Origin of the sequence: Microbacterium testaceum StLB037, assembly GCF_008763945.1 — a bacterium.
Classification (GTDB): Bacteria; Actinomycetota; Actinomycetes; order Actinomycetales; family Microbacteriaceae; genus Microbacterium; species Microbacterium testaceum_G.
Map to the genome: position 1 here is coordinate 619,601 of NZ_VTQH01000001.1, position 16,624 is coordinate 636,224.

Annotated in this window: 13 protein-coding genes; 2 read left to right on the forward strand and 11 right to left on the reverse strand. The window is 71.9% G+C overall.

Annotation, left to right across the window (positions count from 1 at the left end):
• Window positions 1-61 precede the first annotated feature (61 nt).
• The 8 genes from F9B98_RS02850 to F9B98_RS02885 all read right to left on the reverse strand — a co-directional run bounded on the left by F9B98_RS02850 (window position 62) and on the right by F9B98_RS02885 (window position 9,597).
• On the reverse strand, window positions 62-559 hold the full coding sequence (locus tag F9B98_RS02850; RefSeq protein ID WP_150952590.1) for a methylated-DNA--[protein]-cysteine S-methyltransferase: 498 nt from the start codon (window positions 557-559) through the stop codon (window positions 62-64).
• Window positions 556-2,157 (reverse strand): AlkA N-terminal domain-containing protein, encoded by a 1,602-nt coding sequence (locus F9B98_RS02855; protein ID WP_225310198.1) that lies wholly within the window; start codon window positions 2,155-2,157, stop codon window positions 556-558. The genes F9B98_RS02850 and F9B98_RS02855 overlap by 4 nt, the downstream gene beginning before the upstream one ends.
• Before the next feature lie 127 nt (window positions 2,158-2,284).
• Complete coding sequence (locus tag F9B98_RS02860; protein WP_150952593.1) at window positions 2,285-4,288, reverse strand: hypothetical protein; 2,004 nt, start codon at window positions 4,286-4,288, stop codon at window positions 2,285-2,287.
• Between the two features lie 91 nt (window positions 4,289-4,379).
• Window positions 4,380-5,447, reverse strand: a complete 1,068-nt coding sequence (locus F9B98_RS02865; RefSeq protein WP_150952596.1) for a glycosidase — start codon at window positions 5,445-5,447, stop codon at window positions 4,380-4,382.
• A gap of 2 nt (window positions 5,448-5,449) precedes the next feature.
• Window positions 5,450-6,277 (reverse strand): carbohydrate ABC transporter permease, encoded by an 828-nt coding sequence (locus tag F9B98_RS02870; RefSeq protein WP_150952599.1) that lies wholly within the window; start codon window positions 6,275-6,277, stop codon window positions 5,450-5,452.
• Window positions 6,274-7,248: a carbohydrate ABC transporter permease gene (locus F9B98_RS02875; RefSeq protein ID WP_150952603.1), complete on the reverse strand. Its 975-nt coding sequence runs from the start codon at window positions 7,246-7,248 to the stop codon at window positions 6,274-6,276. Before F9B98_RS02875 ends, F9B98_RS02870 begins: the two co-directional genes overlap by 4 nt.
• A gap of 1 nt (window position 7,249) precedes the next feature.
• Window positions 7,250-8,533, reverse strand: a complete 1,284-nt coding sequence (locus F9B98_RS02880) for an extracellular solute-binding protein (protein ID WP_150952605.1) — start codon at window positions 8,531-8,533, stop codon at window positions 7,250-7,252.
• Between the two features lie 38 nt (window positions 8,534-8,571).
• Window positions 8,572-9,597, reverse strand: a complete 1,026-nt coding sequence (locus F9B98_RS02885; protein ID WP_150952608.1) for a LacI family DNA-binding transcriptional regulator — start codon at window positions 9,595-9,597, stop codon at window positions 8,572-8,574.
• 360 nt (window positions 9,598-9,957) lie between these two features.
• On the opposite strand from F9B98_RS02885, the gene F9B98_RS02890 reads away from it, so the two are divergent.
• Complete coding sequence (locus F9B98_RS02890) at window positions 9,958-11,385, forward strand: dihydrolipoyl dehydrogenase family protein (protein WP_150952611.1); 1,428 nt, start codon at window positions 9,958-9,960, stop codon at window positions 11,383-11,385.
• 191 nt (window positions 11,386-11,576) lie between these two features.
• On the forward strand, window positions 11,577-12,098 hold the full coding sequence (locus F9B98_RS02895; RefSeq protein ID WP_150952614.1) for a DUF1697 domain-containing protein: 522 nt from the start codon (window positions 11,577-11,579) through the stop codon (window positions 12,096-12,098).
• A 503-nt stretch (window positions 12,099-12,601) separates the two neighbouring features.
• On the opposite strand, the gene purH is transcribed toward F9B98_RS02895, so the two are convergent.
• The 3 genes from purH to F9B98_RS02910 form a co-directional block, all read right to left on the reverse strand.
• Entirely contained in the window at window positions 12,602-14,212 is a 1,611-nt protein-coding gene (gene purH, locus F9B98_RS02900) for a bifunctional phosphoribosylaminoimidazolecarboxamide formyltransferase/IMP cyclohydrolase (RefSeq protein WP_150952617.1), read from the reverse strand.
• 65 nt (window positions 14,213-14,277) lie between these two features.
• A complete protein-coding gene (gene purN, locus F9B98_RS02905) occupies window positions 14,278-14,877 on the reverse strand; it encodes a phosphoribosylglycinamide formyltransferase (RefSeq protein WP_150952619.1) in 600 nt (199 codons plus the stop codon).
• 123 nt (window positions 14,878-15,000) lie between these two features.
• Window positions 15,001-16,596, reverse strand: coding sequence for a DUF6350 family protein (locus F9B98_RS02910; RefSeq protein ID WP_191966643.1), 1,596 nt, complete (start codon window positions 16,594-16,596; stop codon window positions 15,001-15,003).
• Window positions 16,597-16,624: the final 28 nt, after the last annotated feature.

The following is a 16,624-nucleotide window of genomic DNA, read 5'->3' on the forward strand; positions in this document are numbered from 1 at the left end:
GCCCTCCAGAGTATCCCTGTGAGAACGCTGGGGGCAAGAGTGTCTTCGATAAGGCCGCTGATCAGACGGCGGATTCACGAGCCAGCAGGCTCTCTTTCACCCGCGTTCCCCACGCGAAGCCGCCCATCGTTCCGTCCCCGCGGAGGACGCGGTGGCAGGGGACGAAGAGCGCGACGGCGTTGCGCGCGCAGATGGACGCCGCCGCGCGCACGGCCGTCGGAGACCCGAGCGCCGTGGCGAAACCGGTATAGGTGAGGGGGATTCCCGGGGTGATGGCGCGCAGGGCCTCCCACCCGGCGAGCTGGAGGGGGGTCCCCCGCTGAGCGACGGCGACGGAGTCGATGGCCCCGATCTCGCCCGCGTAGTACGCGTGCACGGCGTCAGCCGCCGCCGTCCGCCCCGCCTGGATCTCGGCGGGGCGGCGGTCGGGCCGGAGCCGCGCGAGCACGGACGCGGGGTCGTCGGTCCACCCCGAGACGATCACCCGGTCGGACTCATCGGCGAGGATCGCGAAAGGGCCGTCGGGGGTGTCGATGAACTGCAGGGTGGCGGCGCTCATGCGGGATTCTCGCTCTCGGTTTCGGGTGTGGAGGTGAGCAGGACGTCGGCGCGCACGCTCGCACCTCGCCGACGAGTGGGCGACGCGGCGACCGCGGCGGCCGTCTCGGCGGGGGCCCGCCAGGCCTGGGTGACCGGGGCGGCGTACCAGTAGTGGGCCATGGCGTAGCTGCGCCACGGCGCGAGGCGCTCCGACCAGGCGGTGAAGCCCGCCGGATCGGAGGGAAGCCCCAGGGCCGCGGCGCCGGCGCGGGCGGCGACGTCTCCCGGAAGCAGGACGTCCGGGTCGCCGAGCACCCGCATGCGCACGTAATCGGCGGTCCACGGGCCGATCCCCCGCATGGCCAGGAGGCGCTCGCGCTGCTCTCGGCCGTCGTCGCCCGCACTCAGTTCGAGGCTGCCGTCGGCCAGGGCCCCGGCCGCCTCGACGATCGCCCGCATGCGCGCCGCCGGCCCGCGCAGGACCTCGAGTCCGCGCTCGGCGATCACCGCTGCCGAGGGGAAGAGCATGCGGGGCTCCGGACCGACCGCGGTCGGCTCGCCGAGCTCGGCGGTCAGTCGCCCCTGCATCGTGCGGGCCGAAGCCACGCTGATCTGCTGCCCGATCATGGCGCGCAGCAGCATCTCGCCGGCGTCGATCGCACCGGGGACGCGCACCCCGGGGATCGCCGCCACCGCCGGGGCGAGCTCGGGATGCCGCGCCAGGGCCTCGTCGATCGCGATCGGATCGGCGTCGAGGTCGAACAGGCGCCTCACGCGCGAGATGAGCGTGCCCAGGTCGGCCAGCGCGGTGAGCCGTGCGCGCAAGCGCAGGCGTCCGTCGTCGGCGAGGCGCACCTCGAACCACGCCGGTCCGCCGGCCAGACGCACCACGCGCGCGAACGACCGGTCGTCGCCGTCTTCGACCCCGGGGATCGCGTGCGCCCGCATCCAACCGAAGAGGCCGGTGGTGTCGATCGGCCCGCGCACGGGCAGAGCGAGATCGATCTCGCCCGCCGACGCCTCGACCCCCGAGTCGGGCGAGCGGCGTGCGCGCAGGTCGCGCGGCGGCATCCCGAACACCTCCCCGATCGTGTCGGTGAACTGGCGGATGCTCGAGAACCCGGCCGAGAAGGCGACGTCGGCGGAGGACAGGTCGGTTCCCACGAGCAGCGCGCGAGCGGTGTGGGCGCGGTGCGCACGGGCGAGAGCGAGGGGGCCGGCGCCGAGTTCCGCGGTGAGCAGACGCGTGAGGTGACGCGACGAATACCCCAGGCGACGTGCCAGCCCGGGCACACCCTCGCGGTCGACGACGCCGTCGGCGATGAGACGCATCGCGCGCGCGGCGACGTCGGAGCGGACGTCCCACAGGGGGGAGCCGGGCGCCGCCTCGGGCAGGCACCGCTTGCACGCGCGATAGCCCGCTTCGTGCGCCGCGGCGGAGGTGGCGTAGAACGTGACGTTCTCTTCTTTGGGCGTGCGCGCGGGACAGCTCGGCCGGCAGTAGATGCGCGTGGACCGCACCGCCGTCACGAACTGCCCGTCGAAGCGGCGGTCGCGCGATTGGATGACGCGATAGCGCTCGGCGAAGCCCGGGAGCGGAGCGACGGTGGTGGTCATGGCATCCACCCTGCCATCGACCTCCGACATCGGCTGGCGGAAATCGGACACGGCCGTGACCCGTGCTGCGCCACCCTCGACGCCCTCGCGCCGGCCGAGACCCCGAAGGGCTCGGCCGGCGCGGGACTCAGCCCTCCGCGACGGCGAACCCGCCTGCGGGCAGGACGACCGTCACCACTCCCGGGGTCGCGGTTGTCCGCAGCAGGGAGCCCTGGTCGTCGTAGACCCTCACCGTCGAGGGCACGCCCTCGGTGCCGATCGACGTGCGTTGCGGCGCGATCGCACTCGAGTGCACCAGCTCGCTGCGGGCGTCTCCGCCCAGGACGAGTCGCGAGATCCACGGCCGCACGATCAGTCCGTCGAGGGTCAGCGCGCCGCTCTGCGCGGTCACCCGCACGTCGGAGCCCGACACCGGGGCGGTCAAGCTGGCGGGCAGCAGGGCCCCCGGCGTGGGCGAGATGCCCTGCGCCGGGCCGGTGACCGAGAGCACCCCGCCCCCGCGCCACGTGGACAGCGACTTCTCCCCCGGTTCCGTCAGAATCACCGGCTCGATCCACCGGCGCGTGTCCGACGGCCCGAGGTCCCAGCTCGCGCTCTGACGCGGCTGCAGGGTAAGGCCGTCACCCGACCAGCTCGACTCGCCCGTCCACGAGGACTCCGGCGTGAACACGGTTCCGTCGGTGCGCACGGCGTCCTCGGCCTCGACGTACGACAGGCCCACGCGGCTCTCAACCGAGGTCAGGGCCGTCGCCCGCTCCGCCACCGCGGGGTGGGCGTCGAGGGCGAGCGCGGTGAGCAGGCCGTGGATGGTCGACTCGGCGCCGCTGTTGCGGTTGACCGTGCCGTCGGGCTGGAGGCCGTCGAAGGTGACGCCGGTCGCGGGGTCGTACATCCGCGCTCCGGCGTGATTGGCCCCGAAGAACCAGGCGGCCTGCATCCCCGCGAGTTCCGCGAATGCGGCGGACCCGGTCGTGTCGGCGAGCGCGAGCAGCGACTGCACACGCGAGTCCGCCCCGTAGGCGATCTGCACGCGGTCGGTCGGGCTGGGATACCAGCCGTTGTCGGGCCCGCCGGCGGTGAGGAGCGTCGTCGTGAAGCCCGTGGCATCCGCGATCGCCGGCTTCACCAACGCTTCGTCGTCGAACAGGTCGCCGGCCTCGGCGAGCGCGGCGGGCATCTGCGAGCCCCACGCGTGCCACATCGCGGGCGACTGCGCCCACGGCAGGATGGCGCCGTACGGCCACTGGCGGGTGTTCCCGGATGCCATGGCCGCCACGCCCTCGGCGAGCTGACGCGCCGCGGTGGCGGAGGTGTCGTCACCGGCGCGCCCGGCCGCGGTGAGTCCGAGGACCGCTTCGGCCGTGGCATCCGCCCCGTCGACGATCAGCCACGCGGGAACCTTCTTGCCGTCGGACTCGACGTACTGCCCGTACTTCGACAGCGCGTCGCGCTCGATGGCGCCGCGCGAGAGCGCGAGGCGGTCCTTGAGGAACGACGCGAACGCGGGGTCGTCGTCGGCGAATGCCGCGTACCCCTCGCCGAGGGCCCAGACCGTGCGGGCGGTCCAGTAGCTGGGTCCGGAATCGGACGGATCGGGCAGCTCGACGGGCTCGGCCGAGGGGTTGAGCTCTCCGTCGGGCTGCATCCACAGCACGACGTTGCCCGCCGAGGGTCCCTCGGTCGTCTGGTGGTAGGCCACGGTGCGCAGCAGCTCGTACGCCTTCTGGCGGCTGTCGGCGTCGCCGGTCAGCTCCCAGTGCCGCGTGTAGACCACGGCCGCGCGGGTGTTGTCGTCGGCGTTGTACGCGCCCTGGCCCCAGTCGCCGGTCGCGGCATCGAGCGGACCGCCGCCCACGCGCTGGAACGTGCCGCCGTCGCGCGCGTCGGCATAGGTCCAGGGGGCGAGCAGGGTCGGCTCCTCGGTCTGCCGGTAGGTCGAGTGACCGGCCACATCGGCGGGCGGTGTCGCCTCGTCGAGCAGGAAGTCGAGGTGCTCGAGGTTCGTCAGGGCACCGGATGCCGTGGCGGCGGGCGCCGGAGCGGGGGCGGCCGCAGCGGCCGTGGTCAGCGGGACGGCGAGGGCGGCGGTGCCCAGGACGGCCGTCAGTCGCGCACTCCATCGTGCGTTCATGGGAGGGGGATCCTTTCGATGGGTCGGGTGCGCGGCCCCGGCCGACGCGGCCCCGGCGAAGGGACCCGCGCCGACCGGAGCCGCGCCGTACTCAGTCGGTGCGCTCGAGAAGGGCGACGCCGATCTTCGAGTCGGCCATGCCGTAGAACACGAAGTGACGGCCGTCGATCTCCTCGATCGCGGTCGGGAACACGACGTTGGGCACGATGCCGCTGCGCTCGTCGTCGGTCTCGGGAGCCAGCAGCGGCTCGGGCGTGCGCGCGATCACGCGGCTGGGGTCAGCGGCATCCAGGATCAAGGCCCCGGCGGCGTAGTTGACCTTCTGCTGCTGCGAGAACGCGCTGTCGATCACGCCGGTCACCCCGTGGTGCAGAACGAGCCACCCCTCGGGGATGCGCAGCGGCGGCGGACCGCCACCGATCTTGACCTCTTCGAAGGGGTACTGCGGCCCCGCGACGAAGCGATGCTGCTCCCACAGGGCGAGCGTCGAGAGGTCGTCGCGGACCGCGGCGAGGGGAACGTAGCTGATCCAGATCGACTGCCGCTGATCCTCGACGCCCGCGGGCACGCGCACGCCCTGACCGGGCTTCGTCTCGCCGAGATCCCACATCGGACGGTGCAGCACCGCGAGCGACTCGGTGCCGTCGGGCGCCGTGACGGGCTCGGGGAAGAACACCGTGTCCTTGTTGTGGAACAGGTTGAGGTCCATGTCGAGGTCGTCCTGGTAGCGGAACATCGCGGGCCCCAGGCGCTTCCACTCGCGCAGGTCCTCCGAGACGGCGACGGCCGTGCGGGGTCCGAGCGGGCCGTACGCGACGTACGTCATCACGTGCAGGCCCAACGCCTCGATCCACGTGGTGCGGGGGTCTTCGGTGCCGGCGTTGCCGACTCCGCGCTCCCACCCGCGATCGGGCTGCAGCACGACGCCCTCGCGCTCGACCGAGACCGGCACGCCGTCCTCGATCACGACGCGGGCGATGCCCACGCGCGAGACGTTGCCCTCCGCGACCAGGCGGGGCAACAGGTACAGCTGTCCGTCGGGGCCGCGACCGGATGCCGGGTTGAGCACGCCCTCGGCCTCGTCGGCGTTGCCGGGCTCAGGGGTCATCACCACCCCGACGCGCGTGAGGCGGTAGGGGACGGGGGATTCGGGGGTCATTGTCATCCTTTCACTCCGGATCCGAGGTCGTTCGAGGTGAAGTAGCGCTGGAAGATCAGGAACAGCGCCACCGCGGGAGCGGCGAGCACGACGGCGCCGGCCATCATGGCGCCGAAGGGATTGGTGGTGGATGCCGCGATGTTGGAGATGAAGTTGGCCAGGGACACCGCCAGGGGCTGCATCGTGGCGTCCTTCGTGATGAGGAACGGCCAGAGGAATTCGTTCCACGGACCGATGAAGGTCAGGAGCACCGCCGTCAGAAGAGCCGGGCGCACCAGCGGCAACGCGACGCTCCACAGCAGCCGGAACTCGTTCGCCCCGTCGATGCGGGCGGCGTCGAAGAGCTCCTTGGGCAGTTGCAGGAAGTACTGGCGGAAGATGACCACGGCCGTGGAGTTGATGAAGAACGGCAGGATCATGCCCAGGTAGCTGTCGCTCAGGCCGTAGTCGCGAGCGATCATGACGTAGAGCGGGATCATCAGCAGCTGGAACGGGATCACCTGTACCAGCAGCACGAGCGCGAAGGTCGCGGAGCGCCCCCGCCAGGTCAGCACCGCGAGCGCGTACCCGGCGAGCACGCCGAACACGATCGTGCCGAGGATCACGCCCCCGGTGAAGATCCCCGAATTCGCCAGTCCCTGCAGCAGGTTGATGCGCCCGTCGATCGCGGTGTAGTTCTCCACCGTCAGGTTCGACGGGTTCGGGAAAGCTCCCGCAATCGAGGTGTCGGGATTCGTCTGCAAGGATCCCGCGATCATGTAATAGAAGGGGAACAGGAAGGCGAGCGCGCCGACGGTCAGGACGCCGTACGTGACGATCTTGCTTCTCATGATTCCTCCCTTCCGACGAACCGGCGCTGCAGCAGCGCGATGACGAGTACGAAGATGATGAGCACCACGCCGATGGCCGCGGCCACGTCGGGGTTCTGCTGCTCGATGCCCTTCTGGTAGATCAGGAGCACGGGCGACGTGGACGCGCCGTTGGGTCCGCCGCCGCTCGTGAGCAGGTAGGGCTCGGTGAAGAGGTTCGCGCCCGTGATCGTCGACAGCAGCACCACGAGGAAGGTCGCCGGTCGCACCCCGGGCACGGTGACCGCGAAGAACTGGCGGATGCGCCCGCCCCCGTCGACCGCGACCGACTCGTACAGCTCGCGCTGCACGTTCTGCAGGGCCGCGAGGTACAGCAGGATGTAGAACCCCAGCCCCTTCCACGTGACGAACAGCGCGATCGTGGGCATCGCCAGCGCGGAGTTGACCAGCCACGACGGGTTCGGCGCGAGAGGCCCGAGCACGTTGTTGACCAGGCCCGTGTTCGAGAACAGGAACAGCCACACGGCGACGACGGCGACGGATGCCGTGACGTAGGGCACGTAGAAGGCGACGCGGAAGAACGTGCGCGCGCGCACCACCCTGTCGAGCGCCGTCGCGAGCAGGATCGACAGCACCACGGTCAGCGGCACGTTGATCAGGAGGAAGACACCGACGTTGCCGAAGGCCCGCCAGACAGCGGGATCGGTGAGGGCGGTGACGTAGTTGTCGAGCCCGACGAAGGGCCGGTCGACCTGCGCGCCCGGGGCGGTGAAGAAGTAGTCGTGGAACGACATCCACACCGCGAAGATGATCGGGTACGCGAAGACGACCCCGATGAAGATCAGGTACGGGGCGGAGAACAGGATGCCGAGTGGCTGCGCTCCGAACGGGCGGCGCCGCGTCTTCGTGGTGTTCTCCGCGCCGCCCCGACGGCCCGACCGCCCGGGGTCGCCCCCGGTGCGGCCGGCCGTGCCGGCGACGGACGTGGTCATGTCACTTCCCCGCCGCGAGCTGGTCGATCTGGGTCTTGGCATCCGTCAAGAAGGTCTTGACGTCGCCCTCGCCGAAGATGACGGCCTTGGAGTAGCCGTCGCGGAAGGCCTGCCAGATCTCCACGGAGTTCTGCACGTTCGGCACCTCGACGGTGCGAGCGGCCTGGTCCCCGAACTGCTGGTACGAGGGGTTGGCCGAGAAGTAGTCGGCGTAGGTCGTGGTGAGGTCGGTGCGCAGCGGCATCTGGCCGGTCTCTTCGAGCCAGGTACCGTCCTGCTCCTCGCTGGTGGCGAATTTCAGCACCTCCCACGCGGTGGCCTTGTTCTCGCACGCGGTGAACAGGCCGACGTTCTTCGCGTCGCTGAAGGTCCACGTGTCGCTGGCGGCGGTGCCGTTCTCGGTCGGCACGGGCACCGAGCCCCAGTTCACCTTGTCCTTGTAGACCGAGATGGCCCAGGGCCCGACGATCGCCATGGCGGCTTGACCGTCGGCGAACGCGTCGCCCTGGTACTGCTCGTTGCCGGCCAGCTGGTCGCTGTAGATCGTGCGCCAGAAGTCGGCGACCGCTTCGCCGTTCGCGTCGTCGAAGGTCGCCTGGCCGTCCTCGACCAGCTGCTTTCCGCCCGTCTGCGCGGCGTAGAGCGGGTAGAAGTCGAACCACGACTGGAAGAACTCGCTCGTGGGCGCCGGGTTGATCGCGTACGGCGCGACTCCTGCCGACTTCAGCGTCTGCGCGGTCTGGAGGAAGTCGGCGTACGTCGACAGCTTCGGGTTCTCGGCGTCGAGCCCGGCCTGGGCGAAAAGGTCCTTGTTGTAGAAGATCATGACCGGGTTGCTCTTCCACGGCAGCTGGTAGAAGCCGCCGTCTTCGGAGCGATACTGGTCGGCGAGGTCGCCGCTACGGTCGGTGATGTACTGCTCGCCGTCGGGGAAGTCCGACAGGTTGACCAGGCCGCCCTGCTTCTGGAAGCCGGGGACGGCCGCGGGCGAGGTGTTGAAGATGAGGCACGGGGCGTTGCCGGCGGTGATCGCCGCGCCGATGACCTCTTCGCTCGACGACCCGGCGGGGATCTCCTGCGCGGTGATCTGCTGGTCGGGGTTGGCGTCGTTCCACGCCTTGACCATCTGCTCGCCCCACGCGATCTCGGCGTCGTTGTTGGAGTACCAGATGGTGATGGGGCCCTTGGCATCCATGCCCGAGCTGGCTCCTCCCCCGCCGCTGCAGGCGGACAGTGCCAGGACGCCGGTGGCGGCGAGGGCTGTGGTCAGAATGCGTCGTCGCATGTCTTCCTCCTTGTGTGTGCGGGATCCCCCGCGGTGCGTCAGACGGTCGGCGGCGCCCCGGTCGAGGCGCGGACGATGAGTCGGGGATCGGGGAGCTGCCGGGATTCCGGCGCCGCTCCCGCGATGGCGGCCAGCAGAGCGCGTGCCGCGGCGGCTCCCCACCCGCGGGCGTCGGTCGCGACGCTGGTCAGCGCGGGGTAGAGGTGACGGCCGATCTCGGCGTCGTCGAATCCCGTGATCGACAGGTCGCGGGGCACGACGAGGCCGCGGCGCTGCGCGCGACCGAGGCCGGCGATCGCCATGTTGTCGTTCGAGTAGACGATCGCGGTCGGGGGCGTGTCGGCGTCGAGCAGCGCGTCCGTGGCCCGGGCGCCGTCGGCGGCGCTGAAGTCGGTCGCGACGACACGGGACCGGATGCCACGGGCCTCGGCCGCCGCCTCGAAGGCCGCCGTACGGCTGCGGCCGTGGAGCATCGCGGTCGGGCCCGCCACGTGGGCGATGTCGGTGTGACCGAGGTCGGCGAGGTGGTCGACCGCGAGGCGGATACCGGCGCCGTCGTCCACCGCGACCGAGGTGAAGGGGCTGTCGACATCGGGGACGCCGAGAGTCACGGCGGCGATGCCGAGTTCGGCGACGAGGGCGACGCGCGGGTCGCCCGCGCGCAGGTCGGAGAGGATGACGCCGTCGACACGGCGGTCGGCGACGAGCCCGCGATAGGTCTCGTCCTCGTGGCGCCCGGGGGTGGCCGCGGCCAGCACGAGCACCTGGCCCGACATCGAGAACTCGTCTTCGACCCCGGCGATGAACGAGGGGAAGAAGGGGTCGGCGGCGATGACGTCGGGACTGCGGCCGATGACGAGTCCGCACGCGAAGGCGCGGCCGACGCTCAGCGACCGCGCCCGCAGGCTCGGGCTGAAACCCATGTCGGCGGCGACCGAGAGGATGCGCTCGCGCGTATCGGGGGCGACGCCGGCGCGACCGTTCAGCGCGAACGACACGAGGCCCTTGCTCACGCCGGCGCGCCGCGCGACGTCGGCGATGGTGGGTCGCGTGTCGTTCGTCATCCGTCACTCCGTCGTGTCGCGGGCACCGGGCCGTTCTAAACCGGTTCAGTGCCTCGACTCTAAACCGGTTCAGAAGACGTGGTCAAGGGCTTGCAGGAACCGCCCAGACTGCGCTGGAGTAGGGACCTCTGTGCTCGCGCGTCCGGGCGGGGCGCGTCCCGGGCTTCATTCCCGCGGACCTGTCTCCCGCAGGATCACGACCCCGGCCCACACGACGAGGGCCAGGACGATCACGAGGAACCCGAGGAAGACGGGCACGAGCGGCAACACGTGCGCGCCCTGTTGGAGGCGCTGCGCGGGGTGTGATGGGCGTCTCGCAACCCCCGCCCGATGTCGGTGGTCCTGAGTACCGTGGGCTCCATGAGCGAACGCGAATACGACCTCATCGTCATCGGTGCCGGCCCCGTCGGCGAGAACGTGGCCGACCGCGCCGTGCAGGCCGGACTCACCGCCGCCATCGTCGAGTCCGAGCTCGTGGGCGGAGAGTGCTCCTACTGGGCCTGCATGCCGTCCAAGGCGCTCCTGCGCAGCGCCGCCGCCCTGCGGGCTGCGCGCGATGTCGACGGGGCGAAGCAGGCCGTCACGGGCGAGCTCGACGTCGCCGCGGTGCTCCGCCGCCGCGACACCATGACCAGCAACTACGACGACTCGGGTCAGGTCGAGTGGCTGCAGGGCGCGGGCATCGACCTCGTGCGCGGCCACGGCGCACTCACAGGCGAGAAGACCGTCCGCGTGACGGCGGCCGACGGCTCGACGATCGACCTCGTCGCTCGCCACGCGGTCGCGGTGTGCACGGGGTCGGCGGCCCTGCTGCCCGACATCCCCGGTCTCGCCGACATCTCGCCCTGGACCAGCCGTGAAGCCACCGCGGTCGAGCAGATCCCCGCATCTCTCGCGATCATCGGCGGGGGCGTCGTGGGCGCCGAGATGGCCACCGCCTTCCAGAGCCTCGGCACCGAGGTCACGATCATCGCGCGCTCGGGCCTTCTCGGCGGCAACGAGCCGTTCGCGGGCGAGCTCGTCGCAGACTCCCTGCGCGAGCGCGGTGTCACGGTCAAGACGGGGGCGGATGCCGTGTCCGCCCGCCGCGACGACGACGGGCGCGCGGTGCTCGAGTTGTCCGACGGCACCACGGTCACCGCCGCGGAGGTGCTCGTCGCCACCGGTCGCACCCCTCGCACGCAGGATCTCGGGCTGGATGCCGTGGGCCTCACGGCCGGGGAGTGGCTCGACGTCGACGACACCCTGCTCGTCCGCGGCTTCGACTGGCTCTACGCCGTCGGCGACGTCAACCACCGCGCGTTGCTCACCCACCAGGGCAAGTACCAGGCGCGCGCTGCCGGAGACGTCATCGCCGCCCGCGCGAAGGGCGACGAGGTCGACGACGCTCCCTGGGGCGCCCATGTCGCGACCGCCGATCATGACGCGGTCCCCCAGGTGACCTTCACCGACCCCGAGGTCGCCTCGGTCGGCCTCACCGCGAAGAAGGCCGAGGAGAAGGGACTGAACGTCAAGGTGCTCGACTACGACCTCGCGAGCATCGCCGGCTCGAGCGAGCAGTCCGATGCCTACGTCGGAAAAGCCCGTGCGATCGTCGACCTCGACCGTGGCGTGCTCGTCGGCGCGACCTTCGTGGGTCCCGACATCGCCGAGCTGCTGCACTCCGCCACCATCGCGATCGTCGGGGAGGTGCCGGTGAAGCGCTTGTGGCACGCCGTGCCGTCGTACCCGACGGTCAGCGAGGTGTGGCTGCGCCTTCTCGAGACCCTGGGCCGCGACTCCGCCTGAGACCCTTCGCCGGCGCCGGTCAGCGCTTGCTCGGGTGAGACACGGCGCCCCTCGCCGCGTCTCATCCGACGGTGCGTCGTGCCCGGCTGGACTAGGTGAGACGCGGACCTCCTCGCCGCGTCCCACCGGCGGGGCGTCGCGCTCCGCTGACCGCGTCCCGCGCGGGGGCACCCGCGGCGTAGAGTCGCCCCATGCCCCGTACGGTCGCCCTGATCCGTGGTGTCGGCGGACCCACGGCGATGAAGATGCCCGCGTTGCGCGAGGTCCTGGCATCTGCGGGTCTCGGTGAGGTCGAGACCCTGCAGGTCGCCGGCAACGTCGTGCTCGACGACGGCGGGCGCTCCCCCGACGAGACCGCCGCCGCGGTGCGCGACGCCGTGCGCGGGGCGTTCGGGTTCGACCTCCCGGTGATCGTGCGGTCCCACGCCGAGCTGGCGGACGCCCACGCGCGGAACCCCTTCGCCGATGCCGCCGAGGGACGGTGGGTGCAGACGGTGTTCCTGGACGATCCGCCGCCCGCGGGGGCGACGTTCGAGGTGCCGGCCGAGTGCCCCGAGCAGGCCGTGCTCGACGGACGGGAGGTGTTCGTGCGCTATCCCGAGGGCATCGGCGGCTCGAAGCTGCAGGCCGGCTGGTTCGAGAAGCGCCTCGGCGTCACGGGCACCGCGCGCAACCTCAACACGGTGGCCAAGCTCCTCGCGATGAGCGCCTGACGCCGCCCCGCGCCCCGCGCCCTCACCCCGGTAGGCGCGCGGCCCCCCGCCCGCGCCCCCACCCCCGCGCGATAAACGCTTCCTGCACTGATAAACGCCGGGGGACGGCGTTTCCCGGTGCAGCGAGCGTTTATCAGGGCACTCAGCCGACCCCGCCCCACCCCGGCGCCCCCGCCCCCACCCGCGCCCCCCACACCGCGCAATAAACGCTTCCTGCACTGATAAACGCCGGGGGACGGCGTTTCCCGGTGCAGCGAGCGTTTATCACGGCCCTCAGCCGACCCCGCCCCACCCCGGCGCCCTCGCACAGCCCACAGCCGACCCCACCCCACGCCGGCGCGCTCGCTGGCGCCCACCCCCGCGCGATAAACGCTTCCTGCACTGATAAACGCCGGGGGACGGCGTTTCTCAGCGCAGCGAGCGTTGATCAGCGCGCAGGAACCACCCCAACGCCGAGCCGCCCCCGCGACCGAGGTCACGAGGGCGGCACGCAGCACGACGGCTCAGTGGAAGAAGTGGCGCTCTCCCGTGAAGAACATGGTCACCCCGGCGGCGCGCGCGGCGTCGATGACCTCGGCATCCCGCACCGAACCGCCGGGCTGGATGATCGCCGAGATGCCCGCGTCGATCAGCACCTGGGGGCCGTCGGCGAAGGGGAAGAAGGCATCGGATGCCGCGATCGAGCCGTGAGCACGATCACCGGCGCGCTCGACCGCGAGGCGGCACGAGTCGACGCGGTTGACCTGGCCCATGCCGATGCCGACGGTGGCCGACCCCTGGGCGAGCACGATCGCGTTCGACTTGACGGCGCGGCACGACTTCCACGCGAAGATGAGGCTCTCCATGTCGGCGTCGGCGGGGCGCTCGCCCGAGACGAGCTCCCAATTTTTGGCGACCGACTCGATGTCGTCGGGGAAGCGGTCGGCGTCCTGCAGCAGCAGACCCCCCGAGACCAGGCGCACGTCCATGCGCTCCTGCTGCCAGTCGGCGGGCAGGCGCAGCACGCGCAGGTTCTTCTTGAGCTTGAACACCTCGAGCGCCTCGGGCTCGAAGTCGGGGGCGATGATGACCTCGGTGAAGATGTCGCGCAGGTTCTCGGCCATCTTGAGCGTCACCGTGCGGTTCGCGGCGATCACGCCGCCGAACGCCGACACGGGGTCGCACTCGTGCGCGCGCAGGTGCGCCGAGGCGATCGGGTCGAGGGCGTTGGGGGCGGCGACGGCGATGCCGCAGGGGTTCGCGTGCTTGATGATCGCGACGGCGGGCTTGACCATGTCGAAGGCGGCGCGCAGGGCCGCGTCGGCGTCGACGTAGTTGTTGTACGACATCTCCTTGCCCTGCAACTGCGTGGCCTGGGCGATGCCGTGTCCGCCCACGCGCGTGTAGATCGCCGCGCGCTGGTGCGAATTCTCGCCGTAGCGCAGGGTCGACAGGCGCTCGGCCTGGATCGTCAGGTGCGCGGGCAGGTCGATGTCGTCGGCGAGGGTGCCCTCGGCGAACCAGGTCGACACGGCGGTGTCGTACGCGGCCGTGTGCGAGAAGGCGCGGGCGGCGAGCTCGCGGCGCTGCACGAGGTTCGTGCCGCCCTGCGACTGCAGGGCCTCGATGATGGCGGGGTACGACTCGGGCGAGACGACGATCGCGACGTTCGCGTGGTTCTTCGCCGACGCGCGCACCATCGCGGGGCCGCCGATGTCGATCTGCTCCACCACGTCGTCGCCCTGGGCACCGGATGCCACGGTCTCGACGAACGGGTAGAGGTTCACGACCACGAGCTCGAAGGGGCGGATGCCGAGCTGGTCGAGCTGCGCCTCGTGCGAGGCCAGGCGCAGGTCGGCGAGCAGACCGGCGTGGACGCTCGGGTGGAGCGTCTTGACGCGCCCGTCGAGCGACTCGGGGAAGCCGGTGACGGCCGAGACGTCGGTGACGTCGTACCCGACGTCGCGCAGCAGGGTGGCGGAGCCGCCGGTCGAGACGATCTCGACGCCCGCGGCGGCGAGGGCCGCGCCGAGCTCGAGCAGACCGGTCTTGTCGCTCACCGACACCAGCGCGCGGCGGATCGGGACGACGTCGCGGGGGCGGTAGTCGGCGGGGTCGTGGCGGGGTCCGGCCATGGCGTGCGGCTCCTGTGTCTCGAGTCGGGTTCGGATGCGCGACGGGCCGGCGCCCGTCGAGCGGGTCAGGCGGTTCGGGATGCCGTGGCGGCGAGGTCGAGCTCGCCCTCGGCGATGCGACGGACGACGTCGATGAGCAGACGGCGTTCGACGGGCTTGATGCGCTCGTGCAGCGAGGCCTCGTCGTCACCGGGCAGCACCGGGATGCGCTCCTGAGCCAGGATCGGGCCGGTGTCGACGCCGGAGTCGACGACGATGACGCTCGCCCCGGTCTGGTCGACGCCCGCGGCGAGGGCGTCGCGCACCCCGTGAGCTCCGGGGAACTCGGGCAGGTACGCCGGGTGCGTGTTGATGATGCGCGGCTCCCACGCGGCGACGAGGTCCGCCGGGAGCAGGCGCATCATGCCGCTGAGCACGACGAGGTCGGGGTTCCACACCGCGAGCTGTGCCCCGAGTTCGGCGCCCCACTCCTCGCGCGACGCGAACGCGTTGAAGGGGACGAGGAAGGTCGGGATGCCGAAGTGCTCGGCGTGCGCGAAGCCGTCGGCCTCGCGATCGGCACCGACCGCGACCACGCGCGCGGGAAAGTCGGGGGCGGAGGCCGCCTCGAGCAGGGCGCGGAGGTTCGAGCCGGTGCCGGAGATGAGAACGGCGACCGTGAGCACGCGCTCAGTCTACGCAGGTGCGTCCGCGCGCGCGGGCCGGTCGGGGGCGTCGGGACCCGGGATGCCGCGATCGGGCGAGCCCGTCGAGCGACGGGGTCGCGTCGGGTCGGGGCCGCCCCGGTCTCAGCGGGTGCCGTCGGGCTCGCCGCCGTGCTCCGACCAGGCCGCGCGGATCCGCGCCCGCACCTCGTCGTCGCTGAGCTCTCCGACCGGGTCGTCGCCGGCGGTGCCCGCCGCCCGCGCGCCGAGGGGCGACGTCGACACAGACCCCGCGGAGGTGGACGGCCCGGAAAGGGACGCCGTACTCCCCCGCACCCCCAGCGCGGTATCGGTCGCCACGGCATCCGGCTCGCGGTACGAGCTCGGCCACACGTCGTGCGAGATGCCCGCTCCGACGGGCGTGCCGGTCGGGGTCGGGCCCGTCCAGTGCTCGTCGCGGTCGAAGGGCCTCTGCTCGCGCGCCGCGAACGAGAAGGGGCGGTCATCGCGCTCCTCGTATCGGTCGTCGTCGTCCACGCCCGCACCGAACCGCGGGCTGAGCAGCAGGATCGCCAAGCCCACGAGCACCTCGAGACCGAGGGTCAGGGCGAGCGGACCGGGCTGCGGACCCGTGTCGGCGAGCCGGCCGGGCCCGATCGAACCCGACGAGACGACGGCGGCGAGCGCGCCCATGCCACCGGTCAGCGCGGCGACGGCGACGGCGAGCACCAGCCGGGGCCCGAGGGGCTCGGGGCCGGTGGTGAGCGGCATCCGGGATCGAAGGATCCACCCGGTCACCGCGCCCACGGCGATCGGCAGCAGCACGAGCAGCAGCAGCCACGACGACGTCGAGTCGGGCACCGCACCGAGCACCGGGATGCCGGGGAGCGCGCCGACCTGCGTCGCGGCCGGGGTGACCGCGGTGTCGGTGCCGAGGGCGAAGCCGGGGCCGGCGGCGAACGACATCGCCCAGAGCACGAGCGTGGGGAGGTAGAGGAGCTGTCCGAGCGCGATGACGGTGGCCCCGATGCCGTCGGCGTTGCTCGCCTGGTAGAGGCCGATGACCTGCGAGGCGCGGGCGATGAGACCGGCCGTGACGATGACTGCGCCCACGGCGATGAGTCCGAGGGTGGCGATCGCGAGTCCGCGCAGGGCCAGTCCGGGCACGGGTGCCCAGGCCCTCGGCATCCGCTCGATCCATCCGCGCACGGCGTCGACCGGTCCGTCATCGCCCACGCGCCACGCGCCGACGATGGCGCCGACGAGCGCGGGGACGCAGAAGATGAGCGAGGGCAGCAGGATCGCCAGCCAGGTCTCGGATGCCACGAGGGAAGCCTGCGAGGTCAGCACGATGCCCGCGGAGAGCGCCGCGAACACGAGCGAGCCCGAGACCCATCCGGTGAGGCCGGAGCCCGCCTCGGCGGCTCGGGATCCGGAACGGGCGGCGAACAGGCCGGTGAAGGCGGCGAAGGCGAGGGGCGCGAGCGAGAGCGTGAAGGTCGCGAAGCTCGGGTCGATGCCGGTGGCGGCGAGGTAGGTGTCGGGCAGCGTGATGGTCACCGGCACGAGGTGGCCGAGGTGCCAGACCGCGGCCGACGCGGGCCACAGCGCGCTCCAGTCGGGGTTGCCGACGCCGAACACCCAGAGCAGCGTGAGGGGCGCGAGCACGACGGCGATGCCCCCCGCGGCCGCCAGGACGGCGTCGAGGGCGGCGAGCAGGGCGATGAGGAGGCGATGCATGGGCGAGAGGAACCCTACCCGCGCCGCC